Source organism: Streptomyces netropsis (assembly GCF_014203545.1).
Taxonomy (GTDB): domain Bacteria; phylum Actinomycetota; class Actinomycetes; order Streptomycetales; family Streptomycetaceae; genus Streptomyces; species Streptomyces netropsis.
This window is the reverse complement of record NZ_JACHJG010000002.1, coordinates 40,268-58,496: the sequence shown is the minus strand read 5'-3', so window position 1 is coordinate 58,496 and position 18,229 is coordinate 40,268. Positions and strand designations below refer to the sequence as shown.

The 18,229-nt window shown below is 70.4% G+C and carries 12 protein-coding genes; 10 read left to right on the top strand and 2 right to left on the bottom strand.

Going from position 1 to position 18,229, the window contains the following annotated elements:
- Positions 1 to 254: 254 nt before the first annotated feature.
- From FHS38_RS05280 to FHS38_RS05250, 7 genes are all read left to right on the top strand, one after another.
- Positions 255 to 1,400, top strand: a complete 1,146-nt coding sequence (locus FHS38_RS05280) for an NAD(P)-binding domain-containing protein (RefSeq protein WP_184731291.1) — start codon at positions 255 to 257, stop codon at positions 1,398 to 1,400.
- Positions 1,401 to 1,418: 18 nt separating this feature from the next.
- Positions 1,419 to 2,171 (top strand): (Fe-S)-binding protein, encoded by a 753-nt coding sequence (locus tag FHS38_RS05275; protein WP_184731289.1) that lies wholly within the window; start codon positions 1,419 to 1,421, stop codon positions 2,169 to 2,171.
- A gap of 50 nt (positions 2,172 to 2,221) precedes the next feature.
- Positions 2,222 to 3,697 (top strand): lactate utilization protein B, encoded by a 1,476-nt coding sequence (locus FHS38_RS05270; protein WP_184731287.1) that lies wholly within the window; start codon positions 2,222 to 2,224, stop codon positions 3,695 to 3,697.
- Positions 3,694 to 4,383 carry a LutC/YkgG family protein gene (locus FHS38_RS05265; RefSeq protein WP_184731286.1) on the top strand — a complete coding sequence of 230 codons (690 nt, stop codon included), beginning with the start codon at positions 3,694 to 3,696 and terminating at the stop codon, positions 4,381 to 4,383. Before FHS38_RS05270 ends, FHS38_RS05265 begins: the two co-directional genes overlap by 4 nt.
- Positions 4,384 to 4,528: 145 nt before the next feature.
- Complete coding sequence (gene lacZ / locus FHS38_RS05260) at positions 4,529 to 7,642, top strand: beta-galactosidase, LacZ type (RefSeq protein WP_184731284.1); 3,114 nt, start codon at positions 4,529 to 4,531, stop codon at positions 7,640 to 7,642.
- A gap of 140 nt (positions 7,643 to 7,782) precedes the next feature.
- Complete coding sequence (locus tag FHS38_RS05255; protein ID WP_184731281.1) at positions 7,783 to 9,042, top strand: CaiB/BaiF CoA transferase family protein; 1,260 nt, start codon at positions 7,783 to 7,785, stop codon at positions 9,040 to 9,042.
- A gap of 45 nt (positions 9,043 to 9,087) precedes the next feature.
- A complete protein-coding gene (locus FHS38_RS05250) occupies positions 9,088 to 10,353 on the top strand; it encodes an SGNH/GDSL hydrolase family protein (protein ID WP_184731280.1) in 1,266 nt (421 codons plus the stop codon).
- Between the two features lie 7 nt (positions 10,354 to 10,360).
- Here FHS38_RS05250 and FHS38_RS05245 read toward each other — a convergent pair whose 3' ends face one another.
- Entirely contained in the window at positions 10,361 to 12,157 is a 1,797-nt protein-coding gene (locus FHS38_RS05245; protein ID WP_184731278.1) for an ABC transporter ATP-binding protein, read from the bottom strand.
- A 111-nt stretch (positions 12,158 to 12,268) separates the two neighbouring features.
- Here FHS38_RS05245 and FHS38_RS05240 point away from each other — a divergent pair, with 111 nt between their 5' ends.
- The gene (locus FHS38_RS05240; protein WP_184731276.1) at positions 12,269 to 12,709 is read left to right on the top strand and encodes a MarR family winged helix-turn-helix transcriptional regulator; all 441 of its coding nucleotides are present in this window, start codon (positions 12,269 to 12,271) and stop codon (positions 12,707 to 12,709) included.
- Positions 12,710 to 12,809: 100 nt separating this feature from the next.
- On the opposite strand, the gene FHS38_RS05235 is transcribed toward FHS38_RS05240, so the two are convergent.
- Positions 12,810 to 14,432: a peptide-N4-asparagine amidase gene (locus tag FHS38_RS05235; protein WP_184731274.1), complete on the bottom strand. Its 1,623-nt coding sequence runs from the start codon at positions 14,430 to 14,432 to the stop codon at positions 12,810 to 12,812.
- A 147-nt stretch (positions 14,433 to 14,579) separates the two neighbouring features.
- Here FHS38_RS05235 and FHS38_RS05230 point away from each other — a divergent pair, with 147 nt between their 5' ends.
- Both FHS38_RS05230 and FHS38_RS05225 read left to right on the top strand, forming a co-directional pair.
- The gene (locus FHS38_RS05230; protein ID WP_184731272.1) at positions 14,580 to 16,385 is read left to right on the top strand and encodes an ABC transporter transmembrane domain-containing protein; all 1,806 of its coding nucleotides are present in this window, start codon (positions 14,580 to 14,582) and stop codon (positions 16,383 to 16,385) included.
- Positions 16,382 to 18,163, top strand: a complete 1,782-nt coding sequence (locus FHS38_RS05225; RefSeq protein WP_184731270.1) for an ABC transporter ATP-binding protein — start codon at positions 16,382 to 16,384, stop codon at positions 18,161 to 18,163. Before FHS38_RS05230 ends, FHS38_RS05225 begins: the two co-directional genes overlap by 4 nt.
- Positions 18,164 to 18,229 lie beyond the last annotated feature (66 nt).

Below are 18,229 nucleotides of genomic sequence, written 5' to 3'. Positions count from 1 at the left end.
CGATTCCCGGGTGGGCTCGGTTGCCCACCGCCGGCCCCGCTGCTCATGCTCGTCCCCCGATCCACCCGAGCGCACGAAAGTCCCGCCATTCCACCGTAGGACTCCTGAAAGGTGAGGGGCAGGCGATGGGGCGGACGAGGTGAACACAGGGCTCCTTCTGGCCGCGCAAGCCCCGGCCGCACCCCTTGTCGGAGGACGCGGGCGAGTCTCGGAGGAGCGGGAAGGCCACGCGCCCCGCCACTGTTAGTGGAATCATGAACAAAACGGGGCCGCGTGAGGTCGAGGTCGTCGTCGTGGGCGCCGGGCAGGCGGGACTGTCCAGCGCGTACCACCTGCGCCGGGCGGGATACGAGCCGGACCGGGATTTCGTCGTTCTGGATCACTCACCGCGCCCGGGCGGTGCCTGGCAATTCCGCTGGCCGTCGCTGACCTACGGCAAGGTGCACGGTATGCACGCGCTGCCGGGCAGGGAGCTGACGGGGGCGGACGACTCCCTGCCCTCCTCCGAGGTGATCGGCGCGTACTTCGCGGAGTACGAGGACGCCTTCGGCCTGCGCGTGCATCGTCCGGTCGAGGTGAGCGCGGTGCGCGAGGGACCACGTGGACGGCTGTGGGTCGAGTCGTCCGAGGGCATGTGGGCGGCGCGGGCCCTGATCAACGCGACCGGCACGTGGGACCGCCCGTTCTGGCCCCGCTACCCCGGCCAGGAGACCTTTCGCGGCCGTCAGCTGCACACGGCCGACTACCCGGGTCCGCTGGAGTTCGCCGGGCAGCGTGTCGTGGTGGTCGGGGGCGGCACGTCGGGCGTGCAACATCTGATGGAGATCGCCGAGGTGGCCGCGGAGACGACGTGGGTGACCCGACGCCCTCCGCTCTTCCGCGAGGGCCCCTTCGACGCGGCCCGGGGGAGGGAAGCCGTCGCGCGCGTCGAGGAGCGGGTACGGCGGGGACTGCCGCCGCAAAGTGTGGTGTCCGTGACCGGGCTGCCCATGACCGCGGCCATGGAACGAGCCCGGGCGACGGGCGTTCTCGAGCGGCTGCCGATGTTCGACCGCATCACCCCCGCCGGCGTGACATGGGCCGACGGCCGCGGCGTCGACGCCGACGTCATCGTCTGGGCCACCGGCTTCCGCGCCGCCATCGACCACCTGGCGCCGCTGCGGCTGCGCGAGTCGGGCGGCGGCATCCGCGTCGAGGGCACGCGCGCGGCCCGCGACCCACGCGTGCACCTGGTCGGGTACGGACCTTCGGCGAGCACCATCGGCGCGAACCGGGCGGGCCGGGAGGCCGTACGGGAGATCCGGACGCTGTTGACCGAGCCCGGTGACGGAATCACCGGCGGGCCGGGGAGCCACCACGTGGACAGTCCTTCACAGCACGCGGTCGCTGCGGCAGTATGAGCCGCGCGAGGAGGAATCATGCGTGTGGGGCTGTTCGTCACCTGCGTCAATGACACGCTCTACCCGCGCACCGGTCAGGCCGTCGTCACCCTGCTGGAGCGGCTCGGCGTTCAGGTCGACTTCCCCATGACGCAGAGCTGCTGCGGTCAACCGCAGTTCAACACGGGCTACCGCCACCAGGCGGAGCCGTTGATGCGCCGCTACGCCACCGCCTTCCAGGACTTCGACCACGTGGTCACCCCGTCCGCTTCCTGTACCGCAATGATCCGCGACAACTACCCGCGGATCGCCGCCAAGGCGGCCGCCGAGGGGCGGGGCGGCACGATGTCCGAGGCGGCGGCGGGCGCGGTGGCCAAGACCTATGAGCTGACCGAGTTCCTGGTCGACGTCCTCGGGGTGACGGACGTCGGGGCGTACTTTCCCCACACCGTCACCTACCACCCGACCTGCCACGGGCTGCGGGTACTGGGCCTCGGCGACCGGCCGCTACGGCTCCTGGAGAAGGTGCGGGGCATCGAACTGCGGAAGCCTGCCGGGGCCGAGGAGTGCTGCGGCTTCGGTGGCACCTTCGCCGTCAAGAACCCCGCCGTGTCCGCCGCGATGGGTGCCGACAAGGCCCGCGCGCTCACGGAGACCGGTGCGACGGCCGTGTGCGCGGTCGACAATTCCTGTCTCCTGCACATCGGCGGCACGCTCGCCCGCGATGGCTCCGCCGTCCGCCCTGTCCATATCGCGGAGATCCTCGCCTGTACGGAAGGCAGCGCCCTGTGAGCGGCGCCGTGAGCCCTACGGGCGGCTCCGCCCACGCGACTTACCTGGGCATGCCCGCCTTTCCACGAGCCGCCGCCGTCTCGACCCGGGACAGCGGACTGCGCGCCAACCTCCGGCGCGCGACGCACACCATCCGCGCCAAGCGCGCCGCGGCCGTCGCCGAGCTGGACGACTGGGAGCGGCTGCGCGCCGCCGGAGCCGCCATCAAGGACCGGACCCTGCGTCACCTCGACCACTATCTGGTCCGGTTGGAGGAGAACGTGACCCGGGCCGGGGGCACCGTCCACTGGGCGGCGGATGCCGCCGAGGCGAACCGCATCGTGACCGAACTCGTGCGTGCCACGGGCGAGCGCGAAGTCGTCAAGGTCAAATCCATGGTCACCCAGGAGATCGGCCTCAACGCGGCCCTCTCGGAGGCGGGGATCCGGGCGTACGAGACCGACCTCGCCGAGCTGATCGTGCAGCTCGGCGACGATCTGCCGTCACACATCCTGGTCCCCGCGATCCACCGCAACCGCGGCGAGATCCGCGACATCTTCCGCGACCGGATGGCGCAGTGGGGGCGCCCGGCGCCGGAAGGGCTGACCGACCGTCCCGCCGATCTCGCCGAGGCCGCTCGGCTGCACCTGCGCGAGAAGTTCCTGAGCATCAACGTCGCGATTTCGGGTGCCAACTTCATGGTCGCCGAGACCGGCACCCTCGTGGTCGTGGAATCGGAGGGCAACGGCCGGATGTGCCTCACCCTCCCGGAGACCCTGATCTCGGTCGTCGGCATCGAGAAGACCGTGCCGACCTGGCAGGACCTTGAAGTCTTCCTCCAACTGCTCCCCCGCTCCTCGACAGCCGAGCGCATGAACCCGTACACCTCGATGTGGACGGGGACCACCGCCGAGGACGGCCCACGCGCCTTCCATCTCGTGCTGCTCGACAACGGCCGCACCGACACGCTCGCCGATCGGACCGGCCGCCAGGCGCTGCGCTGCATCCGCTGTTCGGCCTGCCTGAACGTCTGCCCCGTGTACGAGCGGGCCGGCGGGCACGCGTACGGCTCGCCCTACCCGGGGCCGATCGGCGCGATCCTCACACCGCAGTTGCGCGGCCTCACCTCCGCGTTGGAGGAGTCGCTTCCCTTTGCCTCCTCTCTGTGCGGCGCCTGCTACGAGGTCTGCCCGGTCGCCATCGACATCCCGGAGGTCCTCGTCCACCTGCGCGAGCGGGTCGTGGAGGGTGGAGAGGTGACCGTCCGCGGCACGAGGACCGTCATCAAACCGGCCAAGAGGCACGCCGCCGAGCGTGCGCTGATGCGTACCGCCGGCTGGGTCCTGGACCACCCCGCCGCGCTCCGCCACGGTCAGCGCCTTGCCGCCCGCACCCGCCGCTTCCACCCGCGACGGCTGCCCGGGCCGGGCCGCGCCTGGACGGATACCCGCGAGCTGCCCCGGATGCCCGCCGAGTCGTTCCGGGACTGGTGGGCCCGCACCCGGGGCGGACCGGCGGGCACCCGGTCCCGGGAGCAGGCGTCATGAGTGCGGCTTCCGGCGATGTCGGCGGCGACGCGAGCAGGGAACGGATCCTCGGGCGGATCCGGCGCGCACTGGCGGATGTGCCGCGGTACGAGCGCCCGCGCGATCACCCCGTCGTCCGCGACTATCTCCGCGCGCACGGTGAGCGGACACCCGCCGAATCCGTCGACCTCCTCGCCGAGAATCTCGCGGACTACCGCGCCGTCGTGCACCGCACGGACACGGCCGGACTGCCTCCGCTCCTGGGGCGGCTGCTCGCGTCGCGTGGCGCCCGCCGCGTGGTCGTACCGACCGGGCTGCCGGGCGGATGGCTTGCCGGAGCCCGAGTGGACCTGGTGACGGACTCCGTGGCTCTGACGCCGCGGGAGCTGGACGGCGCGGACAGCGTCGTCACCGGATGCGCGCTGGCCATCGCCGAGACCGGCACGGTGGTCCTCGACTCGGGCCCGGACCAGGGTCGCCGTCGCATCTCACTCGTGCCCGACCATCATCTGTGCGTGGTGCGGATCGCGGACCAGATCGTGGACTCGGTGCCGCAGGCCCTCGAACGGCTGGCTCCCGGGCGGCCGTTGACCTGGATCTCGGGTCCGTCCGCGACCAGCGACATCGAACTGGACCGGGTCGAGGGCGTCCATGGTCCGCGCACCCTCGAAGTGATCCTGGTGGACGGCGATCCTCGGTCGATGTGAGCCTCGCCGGGCGCGGGGCTTGTGAGGTGCGGGCGTCCTGTCCGATCCTGGCCCTTCGTGCTCTTCGGCGGTTTTCCACCGTATGTCGCTGCCGTGTCCCGTCCCCGCGTCCTCTTCTCCCGACGTCCCTCACTGGAGCTGACGTATGCGCGCACGACGACCGAACCCTCCGAACCGCCCCCTCCCGGCCGTCACGGGCGAGGAGTGGCAGGCAGGTCCCGAGACCTTCCAGGTGAACCGGGAGCCCGCCCGCGCCCGTCTCATCCCTTTCGCCGACCTCCGTTCCGCACTCGTCGGCGTCTCCGCCGACTCGCCGTACTACCGATCGCTCAACGGTGTCTGGCGGTTCAACTGGTCCCCGAACCCCTCCGAGCGCCCGTCGGGGATCGCCGAGGACGACTTCGACGACGGCGGCTGGGACCACGTCACCGTGCCCGGCAACTGGGAGATGCAGGGCTACCCGGAACCGGTCTACCTCAACGTCAGGTACCCGTGGGTCGGCTATGAGCAGCCCACTCCCCCGCACGTGCCCACCGTGTTCAACCCGGTCGGCTCCTACCGCCGTACCTTCACCGTCCCGCGCGACTGGGCCGGGCGCCGCGTCCTGATCTCCTTCCAGGGCGTCAAATCCGCGTTCTTCGTCTGGGTCAACGGCCGACGGGTCGGCTACAGCGAGGACAGCTACACGCCCGCCGAATTCGATGTGAGCCCCTTTCTGCGCCCGGGAGAGAACACCCTGGCCGTCGAGGTCCACCGCTGGTGCAACGGGAGCTGGCTGGAGGACCAGGACATGATCGACCTGTCCGGCATCTTCCGCGACGTGTATCTCTACTCCGTCCCCCGCGTGCACGTGCACGACCTGTTCGTCCGAACCGAGCTGGACTGCGCATTCCGCGACGCGGACCTCAAGGTGTCCGCGACGCTGCGGTCCGCGGAACCGGAGCTCCACTCCGACGACCATCACGTCCGGGTCACCCTCCACGACGCCGAGGGCTCTCCTGTCCTGTCCCGGTCCGCACCCGCCCGCTTCGACGAGTCCGGTGAGGTGACGGCCGAGCTGTGCGCCCGGGTCACCCGCCCCTCTCTGTGGTCGGCCGAACGCCCCTGCCTGTACGTCCTGACCCTTGAGCTGATCGATGCGCAGGGCGACACCATCGACATCCGACGCACCCGAGTCGGCTTCCGCGCCATCGGCTACGGCCCCGGTGAGCTGACGGTCAATGGCAGGCCCGTCGTCTTCCGCGGGGTCAACCGCCACGAGTGGGACCCCGACCACGGCCAAGCGGTCCCCGAGCAGCGGATGATCGAGGACATCCGCATCATGAAGCAGCACAACATCAACGCCGTCCGCACCTCGCACTACCCCAACCATCCGCGCTGGCTGGAGCTGTGCGACGAGTACGGCCTGTACGTGATCGACGAGGCCAACCTGGAGACGCACGATCTGCGCGACTCCCTGCCTGCGAGCCTCCCCGAGTGGACCGACGCCTGTGTCGACCGGCTCCGCAGCATGGTGGAGCGCGACAAGAACCATCCCTGCGTCGTGATCTGGTCGCTGGGCAACGAGGCCGGCCAAGGCGAAAACTTTCAGATCATGGCCGACTGGGTGCACGACCGCGACCCGTCCCGGCCCGTGCACTACGAGGGTATGAACGCGGTCGCCGACATCGAGTCGCGTATGTACGCGGACCCGGCCGCCGTCGAGGCGTACGGACAGTCCGGGAACCCCAAGCCGTACATCCTGTGCGAGTACGCGCACTCCATGGGCAACAGCACGGGAAATCTCCGCGAGTACTGGGACGTCGTCGACGCCCACCCGAATCTGCACGGCGGGTTCATCTGGGACTTCGCCGACCAGGCGATCCGTCTCCCCGTGCCGGGTGAGCCCGGCCGTACGTACCTCTCCTACGGCGGCGACTGGCATCCGGGCCACCCCGACGACGGCAACTTCAGCTGTAACGGTCTCGTCGCCGCGGACCGCACCCCGCACCCGGCTCTGCACGAGGTGAAGAAGGTCTACCAGGCGGTGCGGGTCTCGGCCGCGGACTTGGCGGCCGGGACGGTGAAGGTGACCAATCTCCAGCTGTTCACGGGGCTTGAGGCGTACGACCTGCGGTGGGAGGTCACCCGCGACGGCGAGCCCGTCCAGCACGGCACGCTCGTCGCGCCCAGGGCCCAAGCGGGCGAGTCGACGACCGTCCGGTTGCCGTGGGAGCGGCCCGAGAAGCCGGAGCCCGGCGCGGAGTACTGGCTCAATGTCTCCTTCGTCCTCCGCGAGGCGACCCGCTGGGCCGACGCCGGCCACATCGTCGCCGCGGAGCAGCTCGCGCTCCCTTGGCACTCCCCGGCACCCGCCGAGCGGGATGTGGCCGAACTGCCCGCCCTCCGGGTCGTACGGACCCCTCGCGCGGTCACGGTCACCGGGTCCGATCTCGAACTCGTCCTGGACGCGGCAGCCGGCACCCTCAGCACCTATCGGTACCGCGGCCGAACTCTGCTGGTCGAGGGGCCGGTCCCGAACTTCTGGCGCGCGCCGACCGACAACGACATCGGCTGGGGCGCCCAGGTCTCGTCCCGTACCTGGCGCGACGCGGGGGCGAGGCGTACGGTCACATCGCTCGACGTCGCGCAGCCGGCACCCGCCGAGGTGGTCCTCACCGTCGTCGCCGCCCTGCCCACCTCTCCTTCCCCTTCCCGGTGGACGACCGTCCTCACCGTGCGCGGTGACGGCGAGGTGCGTGTCCGGCACACTCTCACGCCGGGCCCGGGGCTCCCGGATCTGCCGGTGGTGGGCGCGCTGCTGACCGTGCCGGGTGGCTTCGGGACGCTCGGCTGGTACGGACGCGGGCCGCACGAGAACTATCAGGACCGCCGCGGCAGCGCGTTCGTAGGCCGATACAGCCGCTCGATGGACGCGTCGGCAGTGCCGTACGCGCGCCCTCAAGCCGTCGGCAACGCCACGGATGTACGCAGCGTCTCGCTGACCGGCCAGGACGGCACGGGCCTGTCCGTGCTGGCCGAACCCGGCGATGGCGGCGAACTGCTGGAGACCAGTGCTCTTCATTGCATCCCTTTCGACCTCGAAGGCCCGCGACACCCGCATGAGATGACGTGGCGCGATGACACGACCCTGAGCGTCAACCACCGTCAGATGGGCGTGGGCGGCAACGACTCCTGGGGGGCTCGGCCCTTGGAGCGGTATCTGCTGCATGCCGACCGCGACTACAGCTACGCCTACCGGCTACGACCGGCCCGATAGCTTCGGCCACGGTTTCCGTCAACGCCCCTTGGGCGGTGGTTCCTTTGTTCCCATGAGCGCCAGAGTAGGAGGCCCGAGTCCTGCGGGTGGTGAACTGTCCACAGGCCCGGTCATATGATCACGCCGATGAAGGAGGAGTGATGGAACTGCCCCTGCACGGCATCACCGTCGTCGCCCTTGAGCAGGCCGTCGCCGCGCCTTTCGCCACCCGTCAGCTCGCGGACCTCGGCGCGCGCGTGATCAAAATCGAACGACCGGGTCGAGGTGACTTCGCCCGCGGATACGACCGAAGCGTCAAGGGGCTCTCCGCCTATTTCGTCTGGATCAATCGGGGCAAGGAGAGTGTTGCCCTCGACCTCAAGGACCCCACGGACCGCTCGCTGCTCGACCGTCTCCTGGCTCGCGCCGACATCTTCATCCAGAACCTCGGCCCCGGCGCGGCCGACCGGCTGGGCCTCGGCGCCGAGACGCTGCGCGCCCGTGATCCGCGCTTGATCACCTGCGATGTCTCCGGATACGGCCCCGAAGGCCCGTATCGCGACAAGAAGGCCTACGACCTGCTGATCCAGTGCGAGGTCGGGCTGGTGTCGATCACCGGCAGCCCCGACGCCCCGGCCCGTCCGGGCATTTCCGTCGCGGACATCGCCGGTGGGATGTACGCCTACACGGGCCTGCTGACCGCGCTGTACGAACGCGAGCGCACAGGCCAGGGCTCGGCGCTGTCGGTCTCCCTCTTCGACGCGCTCGCCGAGTGGATGGGGCACCCGTACTTCGCCCAGGCGTACGGAGGTGCGCCCATCGCCCGCAGCGGGGCCCGTCACCCGTCCATCTCCCCGTACGGGCACTACGCGTGCGGCGACGGCGCACGCGTGTTCCTGAGCGTGCAGAACGACCGCGAGTGGGTGGCTCTCTGTTCACAGGTGCTGGGCCGGCCCGCACTCATCCGTGACCCGCGTTTCGCCGACAATCCGCTACGCCGGGCACACGACGACGAACTGACGGCCGTCATGGAGGCGGACTTCGCCCGCCATACGGCGGACGGGCTCCTCGCCCTCCTCGACGGTGCCGGCATCGCCAACGCTCGCTTGCGGACCGTCGGGGAGTTCGCCGACCACCCGCAGTTGACGGCGCGCGAGCGCTGGCGTGACTTCGGCTCGCCCGCAGGGCCGCTGCGCGGCTTGTTGCCACCGGTCGAGGTGCGGGGCAGGGAAGCGGCCATGGGCGCGGTGCCCGCCGCCGGGGAGCATACGGCCGCGATCCGGGCCGAGTTCGCGACGTCTTCGATGCTTGGCCCGCACGAGCGACGCGCGTCGGCGCATCTCGGTGAAGGTGACCCTGCCAGTGGTACGCACCGGGTGCGTATCAAGCGGAGAGGTCTGGGTGGGGCGATCTTCGAGTAGCAGGCTTTTCCTCAGCACCGCACATCACGCGAGGAAGGCTTGATCATGACCGTTCAGGGACAGCACTCCGTCCAGGAGCACGACTTCACGACCTCGGTACTCGGCGAGGCCCGGGGCCGGACCCACGACCGGACTCAGGGCCGCACGGCCACGGCGGCCCGGTGGTCTGCGGGCTGGTCGGTGCCGGTCCAGCGGCCCAGCAGCGGCTTCGAGGAGAACTGGTCGGAGACCGGGTTCGCTCAGCAGTCCGTGCGCCAGATCGTCCGCGTCACCGGAAAGGGCACGGCGGCCCGCATCCGACTGTCGAACCGGTTCGGCACCGAGCCGCTGACCGTCAGCGCCGCGACTCTCGCGCTGACCGACGAGGGCGCGGCAACCCGGCCCGGCACCATGAGGGAGCTGTCGTTCGACGGGGCTTCATCGGTGACGATCCCCGTCGGTGGCGAGACCGTCGGCGACGCGACGGAACTGCCGGTGGAACCGTTCGACTCGGTGACCGTGACCCTGTATTTCGAGGAGCCGACCGGGCCCTCGACGTTCCACTCGCAGGCGTACGCCAACAGCTACCGCGCCACCGGCGACCGCACCGCCGACGTCGGCGGCGAGCGTTTCGGCGAGGTCACCCATTCCTGGTACTACCTCTCCGACGTCGAGCTGTCGGGGAACACCGTCCCCTTCGAGACGGTGGTGGCTTTCGGGGACTCCATCACGGACGGCTACGGATCCACCGTGGGGGCGAACCGCCGCTACCCCGACGCACTCGCCGAGCGCCTCACCGCCGCGGGCCGCCCGCTGGCCGTCGTCAACGCGGGGATCGGTGGAAACCTCATGCTCAACGACTCCGCCTGGTACGGCGACCGGGCCGTGGACCGCTTCGGACGCGATGTTCTCGACAAGCCTGGTGTCCGCTCCGTGTTGGTGTTCGCCGGGCTCAACGACATCGGTTTCAGCGAGGTGGACCTGCCGACGTACAAGCCCAACCCGGAGGTGACGGTGGCTGAGTTGATAGCCGGATACCGAAGGCTGATCAAGCAGGCTCACCACCGCGGCGTCAAGGTCATCGGGGCGACCATCCTGCCGTTCAAGGGGGCGGAGTACCACACTCCGTCGGCCGAGGCGAAGCGCGTCGCGCTCAACGACTGGATCCGCACCTCCGGTGAGTACGACGGGGTCGCCGACTTCGACCGGGCTCTGGCCTCGCCCGACGACCCCCAGGTGCTCGAACCGGCCTACGACAGTGGTGACCGCAAGCACCCCAACGACGCCGGTTACCGGATCATGGCCGAGGCCGTCGACCTCGAGACTCTCTGAGGGAGGATCAGACCCTTGCCGTGAGCCGCGTATCGCGCCGGACAAGGGCGGCATACGGGCCCGCACCCGCGAGGAGTTCCTGATGGGTTCCGCGCTCGGCGATGCGACCGCCGTCAAGGACGATGATCTGGTCGGCGTCGCGGACCGTGGAGAGCCGGTGCGCGATGGTGATCGTCGTCCGCCCCTCGGACAAGGCGTCGAGGGCCTTCTGCACGGCGTACTCGGTGCGGGTGTCCAGCGCGCTGGTCGCCTCGTCCAGGACGAGCACGGGCGGGTCGCGCAGGATCGTCCGGGCTATGGCCAGACGCTGCTTCTCGCCGCCGGAAAAGCGATAACCGCGTTCTCCCACGAGAGTGTCGTAGCCGTCGGGCAGGGAGGCGATGTGGTCGTGGATCTGCGCCGCCCGCGCGGCGGCCCTGATCTCGTCGTCCGTCGCATCGGGCTTGGCGAAGCGGAGATTGTCGGCGACGGAAGCATGGAAGAGATAGGTCTCCTGCGAGACCACCCCGACCGCGCGGGCGAGCGTGTCGAAGTCGAGGTCGCGGACGTCGACCCCGTCGATCAGCACCCGGCCGCCGGTGACGTCGTAGAGCCGGGGGACGAGATAGCTGAGCGTGCTCTTGCCCGAGCCGGTCGGCCCCACGACGGCCAGGCTGCTGCCGGCCGGGACGGACAGGTCGATGCCCGAGAGGGTCTCCGTCGACGGGTCGTAGGAGAAGGAGACGGAGTCGAAGCGGACCTCGCCGCGGATCTTCTCCAGCCGCACCGGCTTCTCGGGCTCGGCGATGTCCACGGGCAGATCGAGGTACTCGAAGATGCGGTGGAAGAGGGCCAGGGAGACCTGCATCTGCACACCGGTGGACAGCAGGCTGACCGTGGGCCGGAAGAGCCCCTGCTGGAGGGAGACGAAGGCGACGAGCGTACCGATCGAGATGTCGGGCCCGCCCGTCCGCAGGGCCATTCCGGCGGCCCAGTAGATAACGGCTGGCATGGCGGCCATGACGATGCCGATGACGGACATCTTCCACCGCCCGGCCATGTTCGCCCGCACTTCGAGCCCGACCAGCCGCTCGGATTCTTTCTCGAAGGTCTTGGTCAGGGAGTCGGCACGGCCCATCGTGCGGCCGAGCAGGATCCCGCTGACGGACAGCGATTCCGTGACCATGGCAGCCATGGCCGCCATCTGTTTCTGACGCTGGGAGGTGATCTTCTTGCGCTCGCTGCCGACGCGGCGGCTGATCCACACGAACACCGGCAGGAGAAGGAGCGAGACGACGGTCAGGCGCCAGTCCAGGGCGAGCATCGCCACGACCGTGGCGACCACGCTGGTGAGGTTGGAGACCAGGGAGGTGGCGGTGGACGTCACCGTCGCCTGCATGCCACCGATGTCATTGGCGATACGGGACTGCACCTCGCCGGTGCGGGTCTTGGTGAAGAAGGCCAGCGGCATGCTCTGGAGCCGGCCGTAGACCGCGGTCCGCAGATCGTGCATGACGCGCTGGCCGACCGTGGTGGAGATGAGGGTCTGCAGAACGCCGAAGACGCTGTTCACGACCGCTGCGGCGATCATGCCGAGCGCCAGCAGGCTCAGCAGACCGGTACGGCCGTCGGGAATGGCGACGTCGAGGACCTCCCGCAGCAGGAACGGCGAGGCCACCGAGACGAGCGAAGAGGCGGCGACGAGCAGGCCGACGAGGGCGAGACGGCCGCGGTAGGGGCGGAAGAGACGGAGGATACGGCGCAGTTGCGCGGGTTGCTCCGGGTCTGCGGGCGGGGGCGTCCAGTCCGGTTCGTCGTGACGCATGGGCTCCTTCAGAGGGATCGGGACAGCGAAGGTGAATCCAACACCGCTCACCGAGCATAGCTCACTGTTACCTATACTCACAATGTACTGGGTCCTGGTATTCTCTTGATCATGACCGCTCCCGATCCGTCCGGGCAGCTCGCCGAGCAGCTGCTGCGCCTCACCCGTCGGCTCCACCGCGCGCAGAAGCGTTACCTCGACCCGGTCGGCATCACGCCCGCCCAGTCCCGGCTGCTCCGCACCGTCTCGCACTACGAGGAACCACCGCGCATGGCGGATCTGGCGCAGCGCCTCGAGGTCGTGCCCCGGGCGGTCACCACGCTGGTCGACGCGTTGGAGGCCAACGGCGCGGTGCGCCGGGTGCCGGACCCTTCCAATCGCCGGGTCATCCGGATCGAGATCACCGACCAGGGCCGGTCGACGCTGCGTGCGCTGCGCGAGGCGCGGCGCACGGCCGTGGAGGACATACTCGCCCCGCTGAGCACCGAACAGCGTGTCGTGCTCGGCAGCCTGCTGGACGAGCTCATGGCGGGCCCGGAGCGCGGCTGCTGACGCACGCCGGACAGCACGGCGCCGGGGGCCGTCGCCCCGTAAACGCGCAGGGCGGGCCCGCGAGGCGCTCCGGCCCCGCGAACCCGCCCCGGGTGGGCGGTCAGCAGCCCTGCCGGTCCTCCGTCAGGTCCCCTTGTGCCGTGGCCAGGCTCCGGTCGTAACAGACTCCCGGGCCGTACAGGCGGTAGCGCTCACGCGAGACGCCCGTCGCATGCCGCTGGTCGCGCGGCACGTTCTGGTTGTAGGCCGCGTCACCCGTGTAGGTGTCGTCCAGCCGGGACCATCCCACCCGTTGACGGCCACGCAGCGTGACCGTGTCCGCCCGGTCGCCCATGGTCATCACCGTGCGCAGCCGGTCCCCCGTGCCGATGGTGATCTCACCGTCCATGCTGTACGCGCGGTGGGCCCTGGTCGTGGTCGCGGGGCCGCGTCCGTCGACGGTCACCGTTTCGTCGTCGCTCCAACGGGCCCGCAGCGCGTCCGTCGACTCGCCGTCGGTCCAGCGGTGGACGGAGGTACCGGCGACCTTGCGGGCAACGGTCGTCGTGACCCGGCCGTGCGAGGTGTCCACGTAACCCGCGACCGTGAGGGAATGCCCGCCCTCGGAGGTCAACCGGTGCTCCGCGCCGGGCTTGTACCCCGTGGTGTTTGCGAGGTCCCCCACCGTGTGTGCGGTGAGCGCGCCCGTGACCCGGGTGGCTTTCGCGTCCTGCCAGACCAGGATGTTGGTGGGGGTGCTCCAGCCGCTCTGGCCCTCGGGCACTCCGGCGACCGAGATGGCGACGCGGTGCGGCTTGCCGTCGTTCAGCAGGCCGGCGAAGGGCGTGAGGTCGTACTCCACAGGCCGGACGTCAAAGGCGCGCGGTCCGGGAATCACGTACCAGAGGAAGGGGTTGGACCAGCCGCCGGTCCACACGGTCGGGTAGGGCGCGGCGATCCCGGCGAGCCGGCCGTCCACCGAGACCTGCACCTCTCGGTACGGACCGTTCTTGGCCTTGCACGAGTAGGGGGCCTCGTCCGGCACGGTGAGGTACCAGAATTCCTCACAGCCTCCGCCCGAGCCGGTGGCGTACACCTCGGCCACGATCCGCTCGCTGTTGCGCGGTGTGGTCAACCGCCCTTCGTGGACGCCGCCTTCGGTGCGCGCCCCGTCCAGGGTCAGGACCTTGTCGGGGGCGAGGGCCGGCTTCACCCGGCCCTCGGCCGCGTAGAAGGTCAGGGTCACCTTGACCTTGATGACCCCGGTGTATGTGTCGTTCACGAGGTTGCCGATGAGCATCTCGACGGGCTGGTCGGAGCGCAGGGTGGCCGCGTAACGGGTGACGTCCTTCTCCACGTTCCAGGCGATGCCCTGGGGTGAGGGTTCCGGTGTGGAGGTGCGCAGGACCTCCACACCGCCTATCTGGAGGTAGCCCAGACGGTCGTACTGCCGTCCTGCGACGGATCCTTCGAGCCGTAGGACGACCTTGTTCCAGCGGTCGCCACATCCCTTGGGGGGCGTGTAGGTGCTCTTGTAGGGCGTGTAGTCGCGGAACTCGGTCTCGGCGACGGTCACTTTGCACGAGGTGGTGTCCGGGGTGGCCACGGGCGGCGTGGCGGTGACCGGGTCGTGCCAGTCGGTGCCGAACTCTGGAGGCGGTTCCGCGGCCGCGGCGGGGCTCACACCCAACGTCAGGCCGACGGCCGCGGCGCACAGCGCGAGAAGCAGTCGTCTCGGTCTCATGGGGCAGGAGTGAAGCGTGTCGTACCGCAGCGCGCCAGAGCCTCTTTGGCCCGATCCATCGACTGCGCGAAAAACCAGTTGAATTCGGCACTCCTGGAGGGCGAACCTTTCATTTCCCCCGCCACGCCACCCCGACCCTGGGACGTCATGCAGATTCGCGACCTTCCGTATACCGATCCCGGCAGCCCTGACGTCAGATCAGGCCCGCGCTTCCTCCTGTGGCTCGGGCGGAATCAACTTTCCGGCCAAGTGAAGGCCATGCTGTGGGGTGTTCTGCACATGGCAGCGGTCGCCGTGTTCCCCGTGGCCGTGGGCTTCGCGGTGCAGGCCGTCGTCGACCGGTCCGGCGCCCGTCTGGCGGTGGCCGGCGGTCTGATGGCGCTCCTTGGGGTACTCACCGCGCTGGGCGACACCATGCTGCATCGCACGGCCGTGACCAACTGGATCACGGCCGCGGCGCGGGTGCAGCAGCTACTGGCCCGCAAGACGGCCGAGTTGGGGTCGGCGCTGACCCGGCGCGTCGCGGCGGGCGAGGTCGTCGCGGTATCGACGGGCGATGTCGAGAAGATCGGCTGGTTCGTGGAGGCCCTGTCGCGCTTCGCCTCCGCGGCGGTCACGACGCTCGCGGTGTGCGTGGCCTTGGTGATCTACCAGCCCGCGCTCGGTGTGGTGATCGCGATCGGTGTGCCCGTGCTGACGCTGGCGGTGCTGCCCCTGCTGCCGCACGCGACGAAGCGGGCCGACGAGCAGCGTGAGAAGGCGGGCCGGGCCACCGAGCTGGCGTCGGACACGGTGGCGGGGCTGCGGGTGCTGCGCGGCATCGGCGGCGAGGAGCTGTTCCTCACCCGCTACCGCCGTGCCTCGCAAGAGGTACGCAAGGCGGCGGTGCGCAGCGCCCGGATGTGGGCGCTGATCGCGGCGGTACAGGTGGCACTGCCGGGGCTGCTGCTGATCGCGGTGGTCTGGTACGGGGTCGGGCTGGCCCAGGACGGCCGCATCGGCGTCGGCGAGCTGGTGACGGTCTACGGCGTCGTGACGTTCCTGCTCTTCCCTCTGCGCCAGTTCGAGGAGATCGCCATGGCGTACTCCTTCTCACGGCCGTCCGCGCAGCGCGCCGCCCGGGTCCTGGCCCTGCGGCGTACCGATCCCTCGACGGACGACGGAGCTCGGGGCGTGGTGCTCGCCGGCGACCTGTACGACCCCGAGAGCGGACTCCTCGCTCCCGCCGGGCTGCTGACCACGGTGGTGTGCGGCGATCCGGACGTCGCCGGACGGCTCGCCGACCGGCTGGGCGGACACGCGGCCGAGCGCGTGGAGGGGGTGCCTTCGGCGTTGCTCGGCGGGGTGGCGCTGGACGAGGTGCCGCTGGACGAGGCCCGTGCCGCGGTGCTCGTCCAGGACAAGGATCCCGTACTGATGTCCGGAACCCTCGCGGAGTTGCTGGACGTGCCCTCCTCGGGGGCGGTCGACGCCGACGCGGCGCTGACCGCCGCGCAGTGCGGGGATGTACTGGCCGCCCTCGCACAGGCCTCGGTGGACGACTCCGGCGACCCGATGCGGACACGGATCACCGAGCGGGGCCGCTCGCTGTCCGGCGGACAACGGCAGCGGTTGGCGCTGGCCCGGTCATTGGTGACCGACCCTGAGGTGCTGGTGCTGGACGAGCCGACCTCGGCGGTCGACTCGCATACCGAAGCACGCATCGCGGACGGGGTGCGGGGCTTGCGGGAGGGGCGCACCACGGTGGTGTTCTCCTCCAGCCCGCTGCTGCTCGACCGGGCCGACCGCGTGGTGTTCGTCCGCGACGGCCGGGCCGCCGCGGTGGGCACGCACCGCGAACTACTGCGGGACGACTCCGCGTACCGCGCCGTCGTCACCCGTGAGACGGACGAAGAGCTGGGCGTGGAGCTCGCAGAGCTGAAGAAGACCGAGCACATCGAGGAGTCGGCATGATCGGCGTGGCGCCACCGGCGCACGACCCGGCCGCACCGGAGTCGGCGACGACCCTGCCGGTCGGCAGACCCGCGACGGTGCGGGCGTATGTGAGCGGCCTGCTCCGCAGGCATCGGACGGCGTTCGTCCTGTTGGTGTCGGTCAACGCGATCGCCGTGATCGCCTCCATGGTCGGGCCGTACCTGTTGGGCGGGCTGGTGGAGGACCTGTCATCGGGTGAGGACGATCTGCATCTGGGCCGCGTCGTCTCACTCTTCGCGGTCGCGCTGGCCGTCCAGACGCTGTTCGTACGCATGGTGCGGCTGCGTGGGGCGGTGTTGGGCGAGCGGATGCTGGCGGATCTGCGCGAGGACTTCCTCGTGCGGTCGGTGGCACTGCCGCCGAGCGTGCTGGAGCGGGCGGGGACCGGAGACCTGCTGTCGCGGATCACCACCGACATCGACCGGCTCGCGAACGCCATGCGCGAGGCCGTGCCCCAGCTGGCGGTGGGCTTCGTGTGGGTCGCGTTGCTGCTGGGCGCGCTGACCTTGACCGCACCGCCGCTCGCGCTGTGTGTGCTGGTCGCGCTGCCGTTGCTGCTCGTCGGCTGCCGCTGGTACTTCCGGCGGGCTCCCGGTGCCTACCGCTCCGAGGCCGCGGGGTATGCCGCGGTCGCGGCGTCCCTCGCGGAGACCGTGGACGCGGGGCGGACCATCGAGGCCCACCGGCTCGGGCAGCGTCGGGTCGCCCTCTCCGACCAGCGGATTTCGGAGTGGACCCAATGGGAGCGCTACACCCTGTGGCTGCGCTCGGTCCTCTTTCCCGTGATCAATGTGACGCACGCCCTGCTCTTCGGCTCGGTGCTGATCATCGGTGGCGTCTTCGTCCTGGAGGGCTGGATCTCGGTCGGTCAGCTGACGACGGGAGCGCTCTTCGCCCAGATGCTCATCGATCCGATCGGGCTGATCCTGCGCTGGTACGACGAGCTGCAGGTCGCCCAGGTGTCGCTGGCGCGCCTGGTGGGGGTACGGGAGATCGAGCCGGAGGACGCGGACGAGCGGGTGAGCCCGGTGGGCCGGGACGTCAAGGCGGACGAGGTGCGCTTCGGCTACTCGGCGGGCAGGGATGTCCTGCACGGCGTGTCCCTCGATGTCCCGCCCGGCAGTCGGGTGGCGCTGGTCGGGCCGTCCGGTGCGGGCAAGTCGACCCTGGGCCGGCTGCTGGCGGGGATCTACGCGCCGCGCTCCGGCGCGGTGACGCTCGGCGGCGCCGAACTGGCCCGGATGCCCACGGAGCGGGTGCGCAGGCATGTGGCCCTGGTCAACCAGGAGCACCACGTCTTCGTGGGCTCGCTGCGCGACAACCTGCTGCTGGCCCGTACGACGGCGGAGGACGGCGAGCTGTGGGCGGCGCTCGGCGCGGTGGACGCCGACGACTGGGTACGGGCCCTGGAGGAGGGGCTCGACACGGAGGTCGGGTCGGGTGGTCTGACGCTCACCCCGGCCCAGGCACAGCAGATCGCGCTGGCCCGGCTGGTCCTCGCCGATCCGCACACCCTGGTGCTGGACGAGGCGACTTCGCTGCTGGACCCGCGCGCGGCCCGGCACCTGGAGCGGTCGCTGGCGAAGGTGCTGGAAGGACGGACGGTCGTGGCCATCGCGCACCGGCTGCACACCGCGCATGACGCGGATGTGATCGTGGTGGCGGAGGACGGCCGGATCAGCGAGCTCGGCAGCCACGACGAGCTGGTCGCGGCCGATGGCGCGTACGCGGCGCTGTGGCGCTCCTGGCACCAGTAGCCACACAGTGACGATGCGGCTCCCCGGCCACATGGACGGGGAGCCGCATCGGAGCCGGTGGCCGGG